This window comes from Bacillus sp. K2I17 (assembly GCF_002209985.1).
GTDB classification, from domain to species: domain Bacteria; phylum Bacillota; class Bacilli; order Bacillales; family Bacillaceae_G; genus Bacillus_A; species Bacillus_A wiedmannii.
In genome coordinates this window covers 72,125-90,999 of sequence record NZ_NJGF01000007.1, presented here as the reverse complement: position 1 = coordinate 90,999, position 18,875 = coordinate 72,125, and the positions used below count along the sequence as shown (strand labels likewise).

The 18,875-nt window shown below is 35.2% G+C and carries 20 protein-coding genes and 1 riboswitch; of the genes, 2 read left to right on the top strand and 18 right to left on the bottom strand.

Features of this window, described 5'->3' with window-relative positions:
- Positions 1–9 precede the first annotated feature (9 nt).
- From CER22_RS10885 to CER22_RS10875, 3 genes are read right to left on the bottom strand one after another with little or no spacing between them, the layout of a single operon-like run.
- Positions 10–573 carry a CPBP family intramembrane glutamic endopeptidase gene (locus tag CER22_RS10885; RefSeq protein ID WP_001025770.1) on the bottom strand — a complete coding sequence of 188 codons (564 nt, stop codon included), beginning with the start codon at positions 571–573 and terminating at the stop codon, positions 10–12.
- Entirely contained in the window at positions 573–2,102 is a 1,530-nt protein-coding gene (locus CER22_RS10880) for a RecQ family ATP-dependent DNA helicase (protein ID WP_088608748.1), read from the bottom strand. Before CER22_RS10880 ends, CER22_RS10885 begins: the two co-directional genes overlap by 1 nt.
- Entirely contained in the window at positions 2,092–3,153 is a 1,062-nt protein-coding gene (locus CER22_RS10875) for a helix-turn-helix domain-containing protein (RefSeq protein ID WP_088062686.1), read from the bottom strand. The genes CER22_RS10880 and CER22_RS10875 overlap by 11 nt, the downstream gene beginning before the upstream one ends.
- A gap of 289 nt (positions 3,154–3,442) precedes the next feature.
- On the opposite strand from CER22_RS10875, the gene CER22_RS10870 reads away from it, so the two are divergent.
- Positions 3,443–3,691 (top strand): ferredoxin, encoded by a 249-nt coding sequence (locus tag CER22_RS10870; RefSeq protein ID WP_001151994.1) that lies wholly within the window; start codon positions 3,443–3,445, stop codon positions 3,689–3,691.
- Between the two features lie 123 nt (positions 3,692–3,814).
- Here the strand turns inward: CER22_RS10870 and CER22_RS10865 are convergent, their stop codons facing one another.
- Positions 3,815–4,393: an ECF transporter S component gene (locus CER22_RS10865; RefSeq protein ID WP_000810851.1), complete on the bottom strand. Its 579-nt coding sequence runs from the start codon at positions 4,391–4,393 to the stop codon at positions 3,815–3,817.
- A gap of 162 nt (positions 4,394–4,555) precedes the next feature.
- Positions 4,556–4,695: riboswitch (FMN riboswitch) on the bottom strand.
- A gap of 245 nt (positions 4,696–4,940) precedes the next feature.
- On the opposite strand from CER22_RS10865, the gene CER22_RS10860 reads away from it, so the two are divergent.
- On the top strand, positions 4,941–5,627 hold the full coding sequence (locus CER22_RS10860; RefSeq protein ID WP_000711800.1) for a hypothetical protein: 687 nt from the start codon (positions 4,941–4,943) through the stop codon (positions 5,625–5,627).
- Between the two features lie 29 nt (positions 5,628–5,656).
- Here CER22_RS10860 and CER22_RS10855 read toward each other — a convergent pair whose 3' ends face one another.
- From CER22_RS10855 to CER22_RS10790, 14 genes are all read right to left on the bottom strand, one after another.
- Positions 5,657–6,271 carry a peptidoglycan DD-metalloendopeptidase family protein gene (locus tag CER22_RS10855; protein WP_088062685.1) on the bottom strand — a complete coding sequence of 205 codons (615 nt, stop codon included), beginning with the start codon at positions 6,269–6,271 and terminating at the stop codon, positions 5,657–5,659.
- A gap of 85 nt (positions 6,272–6,356) precedes the next feature.
- Positions 6,357–6,938: a cob(I)yrinic acid a,c-diamide adenosyltransferase gene (locus CER22_RS10850; protein WP_087985531.1), complete on the bottom strand. Its 582-nt coding sequence runs from the start codon at positions 6,936–6,938 to the stop codon at positions 6,357–6,359.
- A 137-nt stretch (positions 6,939–7,075) separates the two neighbouring features.
- The gene (resE, locus tag CER22_RS10845; RefSeq protein ID WP_000964666.1) at positions 7,076–8,851 is read right to left on the bottom strand and encodes a sensor histidine kinase ResE; all 1,776 of its coding nucleotides are present in this window, start codon (positions 8,849–8,851) and stop codon (positions 7,076–7,078) included.
- Positions 8,851–9,567 carry a DNA-binding response regulator ResD gene (gene resD / locus CER22_RS10840; RefSeq protein ID WP_000426862.1) on the bottom strand — a complete coding sequence of 239 codons (717 nt, stop codon included), beginning with the start codon at positions 9,565–9,567 and terminating at the stop codon, positions 8,851–8,853. The genes resE and resD overlap by 1 nt, the downstream gene beginning before the upstream one ends.
- 302 nt (positions 9,568–9,869) lie before the next feature.
- Positions 9,870–11,027: a cytochrome c biogenesis protein ResC gene (resC, locus tag CER22_RS10835; protein WP_087985530.1), complete on the bottom strand. Its 1,158-nt coding sequence runs from the start codon at positions 11,025–11,027 to the stop codon at positions 9,870–9,872.
- Between the two features lie 14 nt (positions 11,028–11,041).
- Positions 11,042–12,667, bottom strand: a complete 1,626-nt coding sequence (resB, locus tag CER22_RS10830) for a cytochrome c biogenesis protein ResB (protein ID WP_000910540.1) — start codon at positions 12,665–12,667, stop codon at positions 11,042–11,044.
- Between the two features lie 121 nt (positions 12,668–12,788).
- Positions 12,789–13,310, bottom strand: coding sequence for a thiol-disulfide oxidoreductase ResA (resA, locus tag CER22_RS10825; RefSeq protein ID WP_000742211.1), 522 nt, complete (start codon positions 13,308–13,310; stop codon positions 12,789–12,791).
- 94 nt (positions 13,311–13,404) lie between these two features.
- Entirely contained in the window at positions 13,405–14,133 is a 729-nt protein-coding gene (gene rluB, locus CER22_RS10820; RefSeq protein WP_000440552.1) for a 23S rRNA pseudouridine(2605) synthase RluB, read from the bottom strand.
- 292 nt (positions 14,134–14,425) lie between these two features.
- A complete protein-coding gene (gene spmB, locus CER22_RS10815) occupies positions 14,426–14,956 on the bottom strand; it encodes a spore maturation protein SpmB (RefSeq protein WP_000029511.1) in 531 nt (176 codons plus the stop codon).
- Entirely contained in the window at positions 14,953–15,549 is a 597-nt protein-coding gene (spmA, locus tag CER22_RS10810) for a spore maturation protein SpmA (RefSeq protein WP_000247806.1), read from the bottom strand. Before spmA ends, spmB begins: the two co-directional genes overlap by 4 nt.
- Positions 15,542–16,666, bottom strand: a complete 1,125-nt coding sequence (dacB, locus tag CER22_RS10805; RefSeq protein WP_001252621.1) for a D-alanyl-D-alanine carboxypeptidase DacB — start codon at positions 16,664–16,666, stop codon at positions 15,542–15,544. The genes spmA and dacB overlap by 8 nt, the downstream gene beginning before the upstream one ends.
- Before the next feature lie 110 nt (positions 16,667–16,776).
- Entirely contained in the window at positions 16,777–17,691 is a 915-nt protein-coding gene (locus tag CER22_RS10800) for a superoxide dismutase (protein WP_000082674.1), read from the bottom strand.
- 105 nt (positions 17,692–17,796) lie between these two features.
- Positions 17,797–18,288, bottom strand: coding sequence for a YpuI family protein (locus CER22_RS10795; RefSeq protein ID WP_000067570.1), 492 nt, complete (start codon positions 18,286–18,288; stop codon positions 17,797–17,799).
- A gap of 22 nt (positions 18,289–18,310) precedes the next feature.
- Positions 18,311–18,700, bottom strand: a complete 390-nt coding sequence (locus tag CER22_RS10790; protein ID WP_000583791.1) for a hypothetical protein — start codon at positions 18,698–18,700, stop codon at positions 18,311–18,313.
- Between the last annotated feature and the right edge of the window lie 175 nt (positions 18,701–18,875).

Below are 18,875 nucleotides of genomic sequence, written 5' to 3'. Positions count from 1 at the left end.
ACCTTCCATTTATTTTCTTAATTGGAGTCCCATTATAAAATCAACAAGAAAGTGTGCAAAGATTGTTATAAATAAATTTCCTGTCCATTCAAACACATAACCAAAGACAAAACTAATGAAACAGACGAAACAAAACAAAAATGGCTTTGTTATATACCGAATATGTAACACTGCAAATACTAAACTCGCTATTACAATTCCAAAGTGCGTCTGCACTACACCTCTAAATAAAAATTCTTCTGCAAAGCCGATAATGAACGTAATAACGAGTAGGTGCATAACTGACATTCCTTGAAACATCTTATCGTTAATACCACCATCATCAAACCAAGACTCTGGAAATACTCGCATTGCAACATAATCTAATAACACAATACCAATCGCCAACAAGCCACCTATTATAAGTATAGACACCGGTTCCCACTTCCACAGACTATACACCGATTTTATATCTCGGAATAATACATATGCTAGTAAACAACCGATACCGATAATAATGAACTGTGTGATATACAGATTCAGCCTTATTTCTTTCGGACTCATATCTTCAATATTATGCCTTTGAATGTTCATCATTCCCCCATCTTTTCTAGACCGAAAAGCTTTTGTAACTCTGTTTCCCAATTATAGTCGAAATCCGATTGTTGCGCTTGTCTTTTTTTATAATCTATTTTTGTAATACCACAATAGTCACAGCAATTTTTCAACTCGTTCTCTTTTCTATAACCAAACTGTTGTAACAAATATTCACGCCTACATTCTTTCACTTGTATCCACGATTTCATGTTTTCTAGCTCACTATATTTATTACGTAGCCTTATTTCTACTTCAACTATTAATCTGTTCATAATTTCATCTGACAAGCTCTCTAATTTTAATTTTCGCTGTTGTATGATTCCAAGCTGTTCAAGATGATAGCGGATGAAACGCCAATATTGTTCATTAAATCTTGCTGCATTATAACAAATTTCTTCTACCTCTTCTATTGGTAATTCTTTCGTTTGAAACATTCTTTCTTGTAGTAAAGAGAATAAAAATTGTATTTGCGACTGACTTGGCAATTCATCTTCAATTATTGAAATTGGTAAATCGTGATCTAACGGACTACATAGTAAGATAGCTATACTCGGTTCACCATCTCTTCCAGCTCTTCCGATTTCTTGTAAATAGGAAGCTATATTAGTCGGATAATGAAAATGAATAATATAGCTCGTATTCGACTTATTTACTCCCATACCAAAAGCACTTGTACATATTACAAGCTGCAACTGGTCATTCATAAACTGCTGTTGAATTAACATACGCTCTTCATGTTCCATACCACCATGATAAAAAGCGACACCAGTCACGCCTTTTCCTCTTAAATACTCCGTTAAACGTTCTGTCCACGCTCTGCTTGAACAATATACAATCCCTGGCCCTTGTAAATACATCACCTGGTTCAAAAGCGCTTCTTTCTTCTCTTCTATCGTCTCCACAAATTGTACTTCCATCGCAATATTTGGACGATCAATAGAGTATACATGCTGCGTCACTTTCTTCAAATCTAAACTCTCTGCTATATCTCGGAGTACATCTTTTGTCGCTGTTGCCGTTAATGCTAGCACCGTAGGAGACCCGATATTTTCAATGACTACATTTAGTTTTTTATAGTCTGGCCTAAAATCATAACCCCATTGTGAAATACAATGAGCCTCATCCACAACAAATAATGAAATATGAACTTTCTTCAATTCTCTTATTAACACTTCCGACTGCAACATCTCTGGTGAAACAAAAATAAATTTATATGAAGCTAATTTTTTCATCGCTTCTCTTTTTTCATGTAATGTCCGAAAACTATTAAGTGCTATTACTCGGTTTTTCACAACATACTTTAATTGTGTAACTTGATCTTCCATCAAAGATAATAATGGTGATACAACAAGCACGGTTCCTTCTTGCATTAGCCCTGGAAGTTGATAGCACATAGACTTCCCTCTTCCAGTCGGGAGCATTGCTATAACATCTTTTCCTTCTAATAAATCTGTAATTACCCCTTTTTGCCCTGTACGAAATTCAGAATATCCAAACCATCTATATAAATATTCCTCAAGCTTCATTTATACCCTCCATCCGCGCCAATACAAGACGAACTTCAAAATAAGAGATACCCTCTCCAACCGCTTGTTTCAACTCACGCAACTTACGTGTTTGTAATGCCTCAATTACTTTTGTTACTTTATCTATTTTGTCTTTTTCCATAAACATCTCGATTGAAAACTCTTTTTCCCGCAAAGCAATTTCAACAAAATGATCTTCTATCGTTGCAACCTTTAAATTTCTAATTGTCGCTATTTCATCTAAAGAGCGTCCTTGTCTCCAAAAATTATATGTTTTTTTCGTTGATAAACTAAATAATTCAGCTCTCTCATTTGGATAAGAGATAATCTCAGCCAATAGCGGAAATTCATTTTCTTTATCGTGAACTTCTTGTATAAAGAAGTGAATCGTACCCCAAAATAAAAAATACACCCGGAATATATCTTGTTTCGTAATTTCCGCTAATTGCTGCAATGTACAACCGATACGTTCATATCCTGTTAATCTATATGTTACAATCGTCGCTTCTACTACATCACCTTTTCCTAAAAGATTATGTATTTCTTTCCATAATCTTTTAGCCAATTCACTTCGCCTATATGGTATACCTGTTAAAAAGCGTTTTACCCACATCATTATTTCTGTATCTTGTTGAATGGGAATAAATTTCGTATTATTCTGTTGTAAATTAGATATAGTTTGAATAATTAATGATAAACGTTTCCAAAATGTTTCACCTAATTCACCATAGTGTAAACTATGTAAATGCGCGGGAAAAGCATACACTTCCTCCCATGTATGTAACTGCATTTTACCTTTAGATGTTAACAAATATGTATTTTCATGTATTTCTCGAATCAAATCTGCTTGCAACAACTTTGCAACTTCACGATCATAGTCTGTTCTATTTAACGATTTATATATTCCAAACAAAAATGAAATTCGGAACATGTTTCCATCTTGTAACGTTTGCGAAGATCGTTTTCCTTTTAATAAATAATAAATAGAAGAAACGGTCCTTTCACCATTCAATTGTTTTAAACAATACAATAAAGTATATTGTAGTTGCATTACCGCTTCCACCTTTCAATCTAGCTTAATTACTTTTTAGTATGATTGCACTTACTCATTAAACTTATCATATCGGCACTATGTACTTGTATATAGTATATTGTACCAAACGAAATAACATTTACGTATTTTGAAAATCTTATGACATAATGCAAAAATTAGTTGACACTCTAATTGATAAGGATTATCATTATAATTTTATGTTGAAAAGTTTTAAAAACCGTTTTACAATAAGGTTATAATTTTTATGGCGAGCTTTTCACATACATATTATCAGGAGGGAAAAAAGATGGCAAAATATACAATCGTTGATAAAGATACTTGTATCGCATGTGGTGCTTGCGGCGCTGCTGCACCAGACATTTATGATTATGATGATGAAGGTATTGCATTTGTAACGTTAGACGATAACCAAGGTATCGTTGAAATTCCAGATGTATTAATTGAAGATATGATGGATGCATTCGAAGGTTGTCCAACTGACTCAATTAAAGTTGCTGATGAATCATTTGATGGCGACTCTTTAAAATTCGAATAGTCTTTTATTAACTTCAAAAAATATCCCTCATTCATATGAGGGATATTTTTTGTTTTCTATTTTCATTCTACTTAATAAAAAACCACTAATAGTTCCATACTACTAATGGTTTTATTTTATATTTTATGCATTTTTCATTTTTGCAAACACCCATACTTTCAGGCGTGAGAATAACGCTACAAATACAATTGTCACAACAATTCCTTTAATCAAATTAAATGGTAAGATTGCCGTTACAACCGTTGTTCTTATAGCCTCGCTAGACATAGCTGGTGAATTTAAAAACCAAGTGTAAGCTGGGAATATAATGATGTAATTTAATACACTCATAATGAGCGCCATTGTAATTGTCCCTAGCATTAATCCTGTCGTTAAACTCTTAACAGTACGATACTTTCTAAATAAGAAAGCTGCCGGTCCAATAAATAAACATCCTGCAATAAAGTTAGCAATTTCTCCAACTGGCACTCCCGTTAAACTCCCTTGAATTCCGTAATGTAAAATATTCTTTATCGCCTCTACAATTATCCCTGCAACTGGCCCGAAAATAATTGCTGCAATTAGAGCTGGTACATCACTAAAATCAATTTTTAAAAATGGCGGAAGCCCTGGAAACGGGAAATCCAACATCATCAGTAAATATGCAATACTACTTAGCATCGCTACACTCACCATCTGCACTACACTGTTTTTTTGTTTCATCTTTCTCTCTCCTTTTCCATCGATCTTCTCATGGAAAGTGGAAAGGTTCTGCTATGCCTACTTTTTCATAGAACGAAAAAACCCTTTGTGTTTTACACAAAGGGAGAATTTAAGGCACATCAAACAGACGTTCAAATCCATATCTTTTTTGAACGCTTGAACCTCCATCTTCTCCCATCCAGACTATACTGTCGGCTTTGGAATCACACCAAATCCTGCCTTAACGGCTCGCGGGCTTAGAACAAAATCACATATAGTTCATCACCGCCGGTCGGGATTTTCACCCTGCCCCGAAGATAGACCGATATTCTATTTTCCACTTTATTATACAACAACATAATCGTATTGTGAACAAAAAAAGTGTAACTTATTAAAAATAAGTTATTAATTTTATATAATTAAAACCAATCACTATATTTTACAATACACCCCAGATTTTTTAGTATTCGGCATTTCCCCTATGAATCCCCTAGTCATATATAATGAAAAGTGATAAGATGTTGAATTGTTAAGATAAGAACATTTTCTGGATTATGGAGGAAATGTCATGAAAAAAGAAAAGAGACACTCTATTCGAGAAGCAATGAAAAAAAACTTAAGAAAAGAATACTTTTACTTAAAAAAAGAATTACTTTTCTACTGTCCAATTGATTTAGGCACATTCTCAAGCGAGACATACTATGCTGCTTTCGATGAAGATGGCATCAGTATTTATCAGTATGATAAAAAAACAGAGAGTAAATTAAAACTGTGTGAGCGTCACCCATGGAAAAGTTGGAATAAAGTGAAGGTGGATCATTATTTGACAACTTCTCAATTTATTTTTCAAGGTGAGCGAAACTGGATATTATCCCTTTTCCAAAAAGGAAAAGAAGCTCAAAAAATAATTGAAGAGCACACATCTTTACAAACTGAAGTTGTTTCCCGCTCCTTCTTGAAAAAACTTCCAGGGTTCCGTTCTAATGCACCGTTGAATAAATACATCGGCAGCATTTGCTACACTGCACTTATTGCATTTTTATTAAAATGGATGATTCCATTTCAAGCACCACAAATCGCCCTGTACTCCATTTCAATCGGTTGTATGCTTCTTGGTTTACTTTGTTTGACAATCGGTTTAATTGAACCGACTATTGTACTATTTCGAACGAACGAAAAAACAAGAACGAAAGTATTTTACTTATATAGCTACTTAGCTATTTCTGGATTTATATGTGTCTTTATTTTTTGGTAAAAAAAGAGCTAGTTTAACTAGCTCTTTTTTTACTTTACGTATAATTGTTGATTTGGATAAATCCTATCTTGCTGCAGTCCATTTTTATCTTTAACTTCCTTAACTGACATACTAAATTTCCGTGCAATACTAACTAAAGTGTCCCCTTTTTGGACGACATATAAGGATGAGGAAACAACTTCATTTCTCTGTTCATTTAGAACAAGCAATGGATTCATCGCATTCTTTTTCGCCATCGTCCATCTTCCTTGATGAACTTCTAAATGTAAGTGTGCACCTCTCGATTCTCCTGTATTTCCTACTTCTCCAATTATTTCTCCTTTTGAAATATAATCCCCTTGAACTACATATCTCTTATTTAAATGCGCATACACGGCCTCATATTCTCCATGTTTAATAAATACAACGTTTCCATAACTACTTGAATAGTAAGACTTTGTTACCTTACCTTCTTGAATAGCTGCCACAGGCGTGCCAATCGGTGCCGCTATATCTATACCGTAGTGTTTTCCATGCCTTGTCCCAAAATAATCACTTATCTGCCCTTCAACAGGCCATGTCCATTGATTTCCCTCTGCGTACACATGTAATTGAGAAAAAAACAATACCGTCAATAACATGACGCCACATTTTAACACTTTCATATACATCCTCCGTTTTCTAATTAACACCATACCTTCTCTTATTTTGGTATATTACAGAAAAAAGTATACAAAAAAAGAAAGTGAATCACTCCACTTCCTTCTCGTTTTTATCACGAAAAACGATTGCACTGCGATTATACTCCACATCTTTTACTTGTAATCGAGCGTTTATTACTCTAGCTACCGCAAACAAATAATCAGATAATCTATTTACATACTTTAGAACAACTTCATTTATTTTCCCTTCTTTTTGCAAGGACACTACACATCGTTCTGCTCGCCTTACAACTGTACGTGCAATATGAATAGCAGCTGCCGCTTCGCTTCCACCTGGTAAAATAAAACGCTCTAACGGCGGTGCTTCTTCTATATACGAATCAATCCTTCTTTCTAAGCTTTCAACCATTTCAACCGTTACTTTATAAGGAATTTTCCCCTCTACTATCGCCAAGTCTCCCCCGCAATCAAATAGTTCATGTTGAATATTTTCAAGTTCATTGTAAATATCTCCAAAAGATCCGCCTTGTAGCTTAGTCATTGCATATCCAATATGAGAATTCGCCTCATCTATCGTGCCATATGCTTCAACTCGGATATTATCTTTATCCACTCTGCCGCCTATTACACTTGTTGTCCCTTTATCTCCTGTTTTCGTATATAATTTCATCGCTTCACGACACCCCTCTTGCTATTCTTCATTCGACTAAGATAGAAAAAAAGTTCTACTATTATTTATTTAATTGATTTTACAAAAAAATAAAAAACAGTAGAACTTTATTCATTATCAACTTTAAAAACGTATATCTAAATTATACGATTCGGTAAATATACAGAGAATGTAGTTCCCTCTCCAACAACACTTGAAACAGCAATTTTACCATCATGGCCTTGCACAATATTTTTTGCAATCGCAAGCCCGAGCCCCGTTCCACCTTTTTTCCCACGTGTTCTTGCTTTATCAGCTTTGTAGAAACGATCAAATAAAAATGGAATATCTTCTTCTGGAATACCAGCGCCCGAATCTTGTACTTCAAAAGTAAGACCATTATTTTTCGTATTAATTACAAGCGTTACATGTCCGCCTGCATTCGTATGACGAATTGCGTTATCAATTAAATTCGTCAATACTTGTTCCATACGATCTGCATCAAACGGGTATTGTTCAATTGGATTCTGGAAATCAACCGTTAATGCGACTTCTTTATCCTTTGCAATTCCTTGGAATTTACGACCTATTTTTTCAACGAAAGGATGAATATCAACTTCACCTATATGTAACTCTACATTACCACTTTCCATACGCGCTAAATCTAATAGTTCATTTACAAGTTTACCTAAACGAACGGATTCATCATAAATAATTTGAACAAACTCATTAATTTCTTCTTTCGTTTGCACAATATCATCTAAAATCGCTTCACTATACCCTTGAAGCATTACCATCGGTGTACGAAGTTCATGTGATACGTTCGCAATAAAGTCTTGACGCATCTTCTCAAGACGGCGCTCTTCCGTCATATCACGTAATACAGCTACAGCACCACGAATTTTCGTTTGATTGTAAAGCGGCGTCATAAGAACTACATAGTTCCCTTTTTGTAAATTAATTTCAACCACTTGTTGTTGTTCACTTTCTACAACGAGATGGAATAGTTCAACAAGTTCAGAAGGTAGTTTTTTACTGAGCTCTACTTCCTTTTCCTCTTGCCAAACTTGTAAGAAATGTTCAGCCGGCGGATTAATTACAACGACTTCACCTTCTTGATTTAACGTAATAACCCCATCTGCCATACTACTTAAAATACTAGCTAACTGTTCTTTTTCTTGCTGCAGGGCATTCATATTAAACTTCAACTGTTTCCCCATTTGATTTAAGGCCGTTGCAAGCTCACCAATCTCATCCTGAGATACCATAGGTGCTTTCGCATCAAACTTCCCACGCGCGACCTCAAAAGCAACCTCACGCATTTTACGGAGTGGTGCTGTAATTCGAGTAGATAAGAAGAATGCAAAGAACGTTGTTAATATAATCGCAATCCCTGCTGATAAGAATATAAAATCAGTCGTTCTCTCCATACCTTGTATCGGTACTTGTAAAGATTCGTATACGAACACTGCACTTTGATTTTTTGAATGCACTGGTTTTCCGACAATCATAATATCATTTTCAGTGTTTTTATTCTTTCTACTATTAGAGGCTTTTCTAATGTTATTCTTAATTTCTTTTTTGTCTGTAAAAACAGCCGCTAATTCTTTGTCTTCTTTCAAATCATCCATTGTAAGAGTGACTAATCCTTCTTGTTTCGGCGAAGAAGATATTTCTTTACCATCTTCTACAATAATGATCCTTGAAAGTGGATCAGAGAATTTGTACGCGATATTCTCAATCGTTTTTACATCGGCACCTTCCTCAATTAACTCTGAAACACTTGTTGCAACTTTTTGAAGCCTAGCTTCACTCATATCAACATAATATGTTCTAAAAAACTGTGAAAGTAAAATCGCAACAAATCCGAGCACAAACGAAACGAGAAGTAATATAGTCATCCATAACTTCCCTACTACACTTCTCCAAAGCATCAGTCGTTCACAACCTCAAATTTGTAACCTACGCCCCAAACGGTAACAATCATCTTCGCAGCATCTGGTGATTTTTTGCTTAACTTCTCACGTAAACGCTTTACATGCGTATCAACTGTACGTAAATCTCCGAAGAATTCATATTGCCATACTTCTTTTAACAATTGCTCACGATCAAATACCTTATCAGGCGCTTTCGCTAAGAATAATAGTAATTCGTACTCTTTCGGTGTTAAGTTTACTTCATTACCATCTGCTGTAACACGGTGTGCATCATTATCAATTGTTAAATGAGGGAACACAGTAACATCTTTTGTCGTTGTATCTTGTGTAAAGAACGTTGTTGGTACAGAACGGCGTAAGACCGCTTTCACACGAAGCACTACTTCACGTGGGCTAAATGGTTTCACAATATAATCATCAGTTCCTACCTCAAACCCTTGTACTCGGTTTACTTCTTCACCTTTTGCCGTCAACATAATAATTGGCGTCGCTTTCTTCTCACGAACCCCTTTACACACTTCAATACCATCTTTACCTGGCATCATAAGATCTAATAGGATTAAATCGTAATCATTTTGTAACGCCATTTCTAAAGCTGTATCACCATTGTCCGCTTCTTCAATTGTGTATTGTTCTCTTTCTAAATACATTTTCAACAAACGACGAATACGATCCTCATCGTCTACAATTAAAATTCTTGATTCATTTTCCATTTCTACCCGTTGCGTACTTTTACCACAACGGTTTACACCTACCCTTCTACACTAGTATGTTGCGCTATTCTCGTTTATTTAAGCAATCTTCTAAATGTTTCACTTCCCATATTATGCTTCACAAGAATAATAAAGTTTGTTCAATTTTTTTCCAAAACTATGTATTTTTTTTGAACAGGATATAATGTCCTCGACATCATTTTACAAAATCAACCGCTACTTTGTCATGTTTTTCTCAAAAAAGAAGAAAAGTTGACAAAAATAAAATAGGAAAGTGACATTCACTCTCCTATTTTATTTCTCTATGCGTATGAATGTAAACCCGCGATAATTAAGTTTACTACAATAAAGTTAAACATAATGATTGCAAAACCAATTACCGCTAACCACGCTGACTTCTCTCCGTGCCACCCTTTTGATAAGCGTAAATGTAATACCGCCGCATAAAAGAGCCAAGTAATAAGCGCCCAAACCTCTTTTGGATCCCAACCCCAAAAACGTGTCCACGCTATTTGAGCCCAAATCATGGCAAAAATTAATGCACCTAATGTGAAAACCGGGAATCCAATTGCAATAGAACGATATCCGATTTCATCCAGTAAATCACTATTTGTATTCTTTACTAACGGCTGAAGTGCTGCCGATACTCGTTTGCGTAAAACAAGTCTTAATACAATATAAAGTAATGTCCCAACTAACACTGACCAAATAACAGTATTTAATTTTTTCGCATTTACAATCGCTGGAACTTCAACTGTCGGTTCTAATTTATTTTCTGTCAATAACTTTCCTTCGTGCGGTCCTACTAAAGCTGGAAGATTGTACTTCATTTCCACTTGTTGTTCATTTTTATCAACCCATTGAAACTTCGCTTCATATTTCATACTAGAAAATAACGTTGTCACTCCAATAAAACCAACTGTACAAACAAGTGTGAACACTACCGTTTCTAACCAAAATGTACGTTTGCTTCTCGTTGATTGGTCTACATTTTTCAATAAATACATAACGCCCGTAATAAAACTAATTGCTAAAATTGCTTGTCCTGCTGCTGCAGTCGTCACGTGAATATGCAACCAATTACTTTTTAAAGAAGGAATAAGCGGAGATATTTCCCTCGGAAACATACTTGCATAGGCAATTAATAAAAGTGCAACTGGTAATGCAAAAAGTCCGATTATACTTACGCGATACATAAAATACATGACAATAAATGCTCCGACAAGCATCATGCCGAAAAATGTACCGAATTCAAAAAAGTTACTAACTGGTGCATGTCCTGATGCAATCCATCTTGTAACAAAATATACTGTTTGTGCAATAAACCCTAAAATTGTAATCGTTATTCCTATATTTGCCCATTTATGACCTTTTTCTTTAATTGCTCCCCCGAAAAATAGAGTTGCAATTAAATATAAAATAAATGCGGTAAAGAGAAAGTTACTACTTATTTGCACCATATCGTTTCCCCACCTTAACTAATTTTTTTATCCACTACTTTATCGCTTGGCTGCGGAATTGCCGTACCTTCTAGTACTCTTTCAATATCTTTCTTTAAACCGAACCAATTTTTATTCGTGTGTCCTGCAATCCACCATTCATCATTAACGCGTTGTATCCAAATACGACGATGATTCCAATACATCCCTTGAATGACACCAACCATAAATATAAATCCTCCAATACCGAGAATCCAAAGCGTTAAATCTTTCCTTACAGTAAGTGCTGTTGCATTTTGCATTTCCACACCTGCAAACGACATTTTATATTTATTATTTCCATCAGGTTCTATATTTTGCTGAATACCAACAAAACTCACTTCACCATCTGGTGTTTCAGGCGTAAACATTTTAAACACAAATGCAGGGTTGTTTGGTAATTTCGTTTTCGTATTTGGTCTTCCACTCTCATCAAAATAAAAGTCAGGGAAATAGCTTAATAGTTCTAAAGAATAACCATTTCCTAAATCATATTTTTCTGTAGGGTTCGTTAAATCAACTTTGATCGGTCCCCACTTTTGATTATTTTCTTTGTTTTGCAAATGGAATGACATGCTTTTAAATTCACTTTCTTTGTAATCCACTTGATATATAGCAAATTGATCAAATTTCAGCGGTTCATTCACTCGAATTTCCGCTTCTTTTACTTTTTCTAATTTCGGTTTTTGTCCTGCTATATTTTCGCCGACCGCTTTATATAATACAGCATTCGTTTGGAAGTTTTTCGCAATCATTTTATCGCCTACACGATCAATCGCTTCATCAAAAACTTCCTTGTCCTTACTTTTATCATAAACTTCCTTAATAAATTTCTCGTTTTTTAAATAGTATTGACCATCCGTTCCTGGTATTTCTTTCGTTTCACCGTCACGTAACCAAAGGGCTTCGTCTACGTACATACTCGGTAAAAAACGGAGCATTGCACCGAATAAAAAGATAATGAGACCAATATGATTCACATATGGACCCCAGCGTGAAAACCGTCCCTTTTCCGCCAAAATATTTCCGTCTTCCACTTTCACGTTATAGTTTCTTTTCTTTAAATTCTTTTGCACTCTTTCAAGATCACCATCTTGCGGTGTACCAGTACCGTATAATCTTTGTCTCTTTAAAAAGCTAGGGTGTCTTTTCACCCCTTGCTTCTTTAAAGCTTTATAAAGTGGAATGACACGGTCTAAGCTACATATCACAAGTGAAATACCAATTGAAGCAATTAAAATCATATACCACCATGAACCGTATAAATTATTAAATCCTAATTGATAGTATAATTGCCCTAAAAATCCGTATTCTTGCTTATAATATTCAGCTGGTGCAATTCCTGGAGTTATGTACATTTCTTGTGGAAAAATAGTTCCTATCGCTGATGCAGCTAAAGTGATTACAATGAGCCATACACCCACTTTTACAGAAGAGAAAAAGCTCCAAATTTTATCGACTATCGTTTTTGTTTGCGTGAGAGATCTCCGAGCACTCCCCTCATAGCGCATATCCAATAGTTTTATATTTTCATTGCTTTCAAATGGTTTCCCACATGCTTCACAAAAAACAGTTCCTATCGGATTAACGTGTCCACATTCACACTTAATTTCTTTCAACACTCTCACCGCCCCTATATCTATATGTACTATTGTATATTCTACCCTCAAGTTACCGCAATACTCAGAATTTTTAAATCAAAGACGCTATAGGTAAGCGCCTCGTATGTAAAGGCTTTCTTTATTACGGAGTAATTTTCTTTAAATACTCTTCCAATTGTTCTATCGTTTGTTCACCTTTAATCTCTTGAATCACCTTACCATCCTTATCAATCAAGAAGCTTGTTGGTAACGGTATTACTCCATACGTTTTTATAATTTCTCCACCTTTATCAATTGCGACTGGGAACTTAAGATCGTATTGTTTCACAAAATTCTTAACAGCAATATCCGTTTCATCTGCATCTAACGCAATAATTTCAACGCCTTTTTCTTTATACTTTGGATATAATTCGTTCATATAAGGCATTTCTTTTTCACACGGTTTACACCAAGTGCCCCAAAAGTTTAAAAATACACCTTTTCCCTTTAAATCTTTTAATTCAATTTTCTTTCCTTCTAAATCTGTTACAACAAAATTAGGTGCTTCTTTTCCGATTTGCATTTTCTCTTCTTTAGTGAAATATCCTTGATAAAGTGTAAATCCTACAGCACCGCATAAAATGAGTAGAATCATAACGCGAAATAATAAGCGATTTTTTTTCATATTGTCTCCCCTCTCTTCGACGAGTGATAAATATATGTATTTTTTAATAAATCACCAGCGGAGCATTCCACTGGTGAAAGTTTCACACTATCGATTAGCGCGGCTTTGTAGAAGCCAATGCACGTAATTGTTTCACCTCATGTGGTGACAATTCTCTCGCATCACCAGGTCGCAAGCTACCCACTTCTAAAAAGGCGTAGCGTTCACGCTTTAGTTTCACTACTTTACAATCTAACGCTTCAAACATGCGGCGTACTTGACGATTACGTCCTTCATGAATCGTTAATTGTACAATCGCAGTCTCTTTACGCTTGTCCCAAGAAATAATTTTCACTTGTGCTGGTGCTGTTTTCCCATCTTCTAATGCAACACCTCGTTCTAACATGCGAATTTTCTCACCTGTTAATGGCCCTTTAATTTTTGCAACATACGTTTTTTCAACTTTATATCTCGGATGCATTAATACATTTGCAAATTCCCCATCATTTGTCATCAATAATACGCCAGACGTATCATAATCTAAGCGTCCGATTGGGAATAAACGTTGTCTAATTTCAGGGAAAAAGTCTGTTACAACACTTCTTCCTTTATCATCTGATACACTTGAAATTACGCCAGTTGGTTTATATAGTAAAAAATAAACAGGTTCTTCTTTTTCAAGAGGGATGTTATTTACTTCTACTTTATCTTGAGGAGTTACTTTCGTTCCTAACTCCTTCACTATTTTTCCATTCACTTTTACTTTTCCTTGCTGAATTAATTCCTCAGCCTTTCTTCTCGATGCAATACCTGCTTGCGCAATCACTTTTTGTAATCGTTCCATTTCTTTTTTTCACCTCGAATTTATCTTACCTTACATTAGAAAGACTTGGCAACCGCATACGCTTGACGGCCATTCGCTTCATCTTACTTAAACAACATAGCGATGATAATAAACATATAAAGGGCAAATCATGTTTTTACCTTTTATTATTGTCCATATTCTTCATATTGCTCACAATAAAAGTTCATCATTTTGTCAAAAATACCACATAAAAAAACCACTATTAAGCAACACCTTAATAGTGGTCGTATACGTATTATAAGCGAAATAGCATAAAAAATGAATAGCCGCCTTACTTAAACATTAAAGAAACAAACACAATTGAACAAATAATCCCGATTAAATCGGCAAAAAGTCCTACTTTTAATGCATCTCCCATTTTTCTAATTCCAACAGCTCCGAAGTATACTGTTAAAATATAAAAAGTCGTATCTGTACTCCCTTGCATCGTAGAAGCCAATCTTCCAATAAACGAGTCTGGCCCATATGTGGCAATTAAATCGGTCGTAATACTTAAACCAGCAGAGCCTGAAATAGGGCGTATAAGTGCTAGTGGAACAATTTCTGCTGGGACATGAATTAAATCTAACATCGGCTTCATTACTGATATCATTGCATCTAACGCTCCAGACGCCCGAAAAATCGAAATAGATACAAGCATTCCAACCATAAACGGTAAAATAGAGATCGCAATTTGAATCCCTTCTTTTCCCCCCTCAACGAACGATTCATACGTCGGCACTTTCTTTATTGTGCCATATAAAAGGATAAAACCAATTACACAAGGGATTACCCATAATGATATCGTATTGACAATACTCATTTTTTCCGCCCCTTCCTACTCCTTCTTCGGTAAAAATAGCGGTCAATCCAAATCGCTCCGATCATAGAGAGTACTTGTGCAATGAATGTTACCCCAACAATTTCAGTAGGATTCGCTGATTCATACGTCATTCGAATCGAAATGACAGTAGTAGGAATTAAAGTAATCGCTGATGTATTTAACGCGAGAAACGTTACCATAGAACGGCTCGCCGAATCCTTCCCTCCATTTAACTCTTTCAATTGTTCCATCGCTTTAATACCAAGAGGGGTTGCTGCATTACCTAACCCAAAAAAGTTCGCCATCATATTCGATAAAATAAATCCCATTGACGGATGATCTTTCGGTATTTCTGGAAACAACCTTTTTACTATCGGCATAAAAAGTGACACTAACTTTTTTAACAACCCTGCTTCCTCTGCAATTTTCATTAAACCGAGCCAAAATACTAATACACTAATAAGTCCTATACAAATTGTTACTGCATCTTTTGCTCCGTCAAATACGGCTTTATTTATTGCTTCCATCGTTCCATTTATCATGGCATATACAATCCCTATGACTGCCATCGCTACCCATACGAGATTAACCATCGCTCCCAACACCTATCATATGAGAAAAAATTTCTTTCACATTATTCCAATACATTCCCGTTGTAGCTACTAACTTTCGTTTACTATAAAATAAATTCCGTTCTCCAACTTTCTCATTGCCAACATAAATTTCCGTCTTCCCAACCTTTACTCCATCTTTAAGTTTTGCACTTTTATCAAGTTCAACTTTTAATACGACATTCTTTCTTTCCTGCTCAGTTAATGGCACCGCAAAACTATTTTTTGTATATACATGATTGGCATATTTCTTTTCAGTTATTTCAGCAAGAGCTCCTTGTCCTACAACGTTCGTTTGCTTGAAACGTTCAAAACCTTTATCAAATAAATTCATATGATCATCCCAATCACTAGAAGCGCTCAAAGTTACGACAATTAGATCTAGTCCATCTTTTGATGCTGTTGTAACAAGTGTCCGTCCTGCTTTCTTCGTAAAACCTGTTTTTCCTCCTGTCGCAAATTCATAATAAGATGTCACGAGTTTATGTTTGTTTTTCCACGGATAATCCCACGAATCTGATTTATACGTTTTTGTCCCAAAAATCTTCTTAAAGGTTTCGTTCCCCATTGCATACTTTGTTAAAAGTGCCATATCATAGGCTGATGAATAATGGGATCCATCTCCATCCAAACCATGTGGGTTTGAAAAGTGAGTATCTTTCATTCCAATTTGTTTCGCCTTTTCATTCATTAAATATACGAACCCTTCTATACTTCCTCCTACATTTTCAGCAATTACTTGTGCTGCATCATTACCAGATCTAAGCATGAGTCCGTATACTAAATCCTCTAACTTCACTTTCTGTCCAGGCTTTAAATAAATTGCTGATCCTTCTACTCTCACCGCTTCATTACTAACCGATACCATTTCTTTCATTTTTCCTGATTCAGCAGCTAACAAGGCTGTCATAATTTTTGTTATACTAGCAATTTTTTGTGGCTCATGTTCTGCTTTTCCGTATAATACACGACCGGACTGTTGCTCCATTAATACAGCATTTCGAGCACTGACATTACTGTTCATCTTTGCATATGTAGGAATTGGTATAACGCTTGCGTACATAATAAGAAGCGTGATTATTACACAAATTCGTCTCATATTTCCCCCACGTCCTTTTGGCACTTTTTGTACAAGTGTATGCTTGGCCTTTTAAAATATGAACGAAATCTCTTTCTCCTTCTAATAAAAAAGACGCAGAGAACCTGCGTCTAATACGGTGTCCATTCAATTTGTTTCGCACTTTCAAATCTTTTTTCTACATCAGGCCAATTTACAACATTCCACCAGTTTTTAATATATTCATCTTTTCGATTTTGGTATTGTAAATAATACGCATGTTCCCACACGTCTAGCACGAGGAGCGGTATCGTATCCCATTGTGTAAATAATTGATGAAGTGTACTCTGCAAAATTTCTAATCTTCCGGATCGTGGTACCCAAACGAGAAGCGCCCAGCCTGATCCTTCCACTTTAGAAGCTGCTTCTGTGAAATGTTTTTGAAAACGTAAAAAACTCCCAAAATCTTGTTCAATCTGTTGTGAAAGAGCCCCTCTTGGACTTCCGCCACCATCTTTTTTCATGTTATTCCAAAATATCGTGTGTAAGTAATGACCTGATCCATGAAAAGCCGCTTCTCTTTCCCAATGCTTAATTAAATCAAATTGATTTGTTTTTCTCGCTTCTTCCATCATTTTCTCTGCCTTATTTAACCCTTCCACGTAACTGCGATGATGTTTATCATGGTGTAACATCATAATTTCTCTAGAAATATACGGTTCTAACGCATTATACGGATAAGGTAATGGTGGAAGTGTATGCCCTCCAATTGGAACAGCTCGTTCACTATCCCCTCTTTCATATAGTTCATATTCCTCTTCTCCTTGCACGAATACTTCCTGCAAATGATGCTGAATATGTTCTACATCATCACTTATTTCATACATAAACTCTGCATCTGTATCATACTCATGCTCTTTCATACGATCTAATAACGTTTGAATTTTATAAGCAAGCATATGGACATCATACACTTCCATTGCACGGCTATCTAATACGTGAAGAACACTTTCACACCAGCTTTCTACTTCATGAAAGTAATCTGTAAATACACCTTGCTGACTCATGTTACACCTCCTTAATGCTATCCCCATAAATATATTCAAAGGAAATCCCTTATATAACTTTACAAAAGGAAAAGAAGCTAAGTCCCCTTAGCTTCTTTTTCGCAATTAATATTTGTGTAACATCTTTGTTTGGTAATCCGTCTCATAATATTCTAGTTCTTCACGCATCAATTGAAATTTTCCTTCTAAACTCTTCATCACTTGCTCTATAGATGCTGGTGGCGTTTGTTGAAAAACGATGGAGTTTTTCCCTGTATAGGCAGACCGACTATTTTCATACCAATGATCACTCTTTGGTGAGAAAAACTCTGCAATTACTTGATGATAAATTTTATATAAAATTTTCTCAGCTGCTGTTTTTCGAAATGGCTGGCTATTTAACAAAACAAAACATGCATCATGTCCTTCTTCACAAAAAACGAGAAGACGTCTTATTGATGCTAATAACCCTTTATAATATTGCTCGTTCCCTGCTGGTTTTTCTTCTAATAAAGAAGGCAACGTATGATAATTTACATAATTGGTTATTAAAGTAATAACATCTTCTAAAAACATAGAAACTTGTTCTGTTTGATTTTCAACCATTAGATTAGACATTTTTTCCCTCTCCTTTGCCATTTCACGCTATTTCTACTCTTTTATTTTTATGTAATTCAGCTAATATTTCTTGTACTTTCACCACTGTTTCCTCATCAAAATATTGTTGGAATGCTTCTATATTATTTAAATATAAACGTTTTTGCATGCGATGCTCATTCTCTTTCAGTAAACAACATATCGCTACAATATCCCGTAAATATATGTCTTGTTCTTCTACTTTACATACTGGATTTCCTTCAAAAGGAGTAATTTCTTGTAAAACTTCTTCAAAATATCGAACGTATAAAACGGAAAAAGTTCTCTCTTTATTATTTAATATATATGTCACTTCAGATCTATTAAAGAAATCTTCTGATGTATTAGGTTTCGCTTTCTCTAACTCATATCCCGCATAACCTATTATAATCATCTACTTCCCCTCTCTTCCTTCTTTCAATTCATTTTAACTTAATTTTCTGACAAACGAAATACTCTTTTAAATATAACCCATATAAAAAATAGCTTCCCTATACAGGAATTTACCTTTTTATTTTTCTTGAAGTTTGTCATAATAATATTATTGTCTCAGTTTTCTTATACAAGGA

What these genes read in the sequence shown, in the direction of transcription:
- CER22_RS10800 (WP_000082674.1), bottom strand. Translation starts at nt 17,691, where the DNA reads ATGAGTCAGCAAGGTGTATTTACAGATTACTTTCATGAAGTAGAAAGC.
- dacB (WP_001252621.1), bottom strand. Translation starts at nt 16,666, where the DNA reads ATGAGACGAATTTGTGTAATAATCACGCTTCTTATTATGTACGCAAGC.
- CER22_RS10860 (WP_000711800.1), top strand. Translation starts at nt 4,941, where the DNA reads ATGAAAAAAGAAAAGAGACACTCTATTCGAGAAGCAATGAAAAAAAAC.
- CER22_RS10850 (WP_087985531.1), bottom strand. Translation starts at nt 6,938, where the DNA reads ATGAAATTATATACGAAAACAGGAGATAAAGGGACAACAAGTGTAATA.
- CER22_RS10875 (WP_088062686.1), bottom strand. Translation starts at nt 3,153, where the DNA reads ATGCAACTACAATATACTTTATTGTATTGTTTAAAACAATTGAATGGT.
- CER22_RS10870 (WP_001151994.1), top strand. Translation starts at nt 3,443, where the DNA reads ATGGCAAAATATACAATCGTTGATAAAGATACTTGTATCGCATGTGGT.
- CER22_RS10855 (WP_088062685.1), bottom strand. Translation starts at nt 6,271, where the DNA reads ATGAAAGTGTTAAAATGTGGCGTCATGTTATTGACGGTATTGTTTTTT.
- spmA (WP_000247806.1), bottom strand. Translation starts at nt 15,549, where the DNA reads ATGGTTAATCTCGTATGGGTAGCGATGGCAGTCATAGGGATTGTATAT.
- CER22_RS10880 (WP_088608748.1), bottom strand. Translation starts at nt 2,102, where the DNA reads ATGAAGCTTGAGGAATATTTATATAGATGGTTTGGATATTCTGAATTT.
- resA (WP_000742211.1), bottom strand. Translation starts at nt 13,310, where the DNA reads ATGAAAAAAAATCGCTTATTATTTCGCGTTATGATTCTACTCATTTTA.
- CER22_RS10885 (WP_001025770.1), bottom strand. Translation starts at nt 573, where the DNA reads ATGAACATTCAAAGGCATAATATTGAAGATATGAGTCCGAAAGAAATA.
- resE (WP_000964666.1), bottom strand. Translation starts at nt 8,851, where the DNA reads ATGCTTTGGAGAAGTGTAGTAGGGAAGTTATGGATGACTATATTACTT.
- CER22_RS10790 (WP_000583791.1), bottom strand. Translation starts at nt 18,700, where the DNA reads ATGATTATAATAGGTTATGCGGGATATGAGTTAGAGAAAGCGAAACCT.
- spmB (WP_000029511.1), bottom strand. Translation starts at nt 14,956, where the DNA reads ATGAGTATTGTCAATACGATATCATTATGGGTAATCCCTTGTGTAATT.
- rluB (WP_000440552.1), bottom strand. Translation starts at nt 14,133, where the DNA reads ATGGAACGATTACAAAAAGTGATTGCGCAAGCAGGTATTGCATCGAGA.
- resD (WP_000426862.1), bottom strand. Translation starts at nt 9,567, where the DNA reads ATGGAAAATGAATCAAGAATTTTAATTGTAGACGATGAGGATCGTATT.
- CER22_RS10795 (WP_000067570.1), bottom strand. Translation starts at nt 18,288, where the DNA reads ATGTCTAATCTAATGGTTGAAAATCAAACAGAACAAGTTTCTATGTTT.
- CER22_RS10865 (WP_000810851.1), bottom strand. Translation starts at nt 4,393, where the DNA reads ATGAAACAAAAAAACAGTGTAGTGCAGATGGTGAGTGTAGCGATGCTA.
- resC (WP_087985530.1), bottom strand. Translation starts at nt 11,027, where the DNA reads ATGGTGCAAATAAGTAGTAACTTTCTCTTTACCGCATTTATTTTATAT.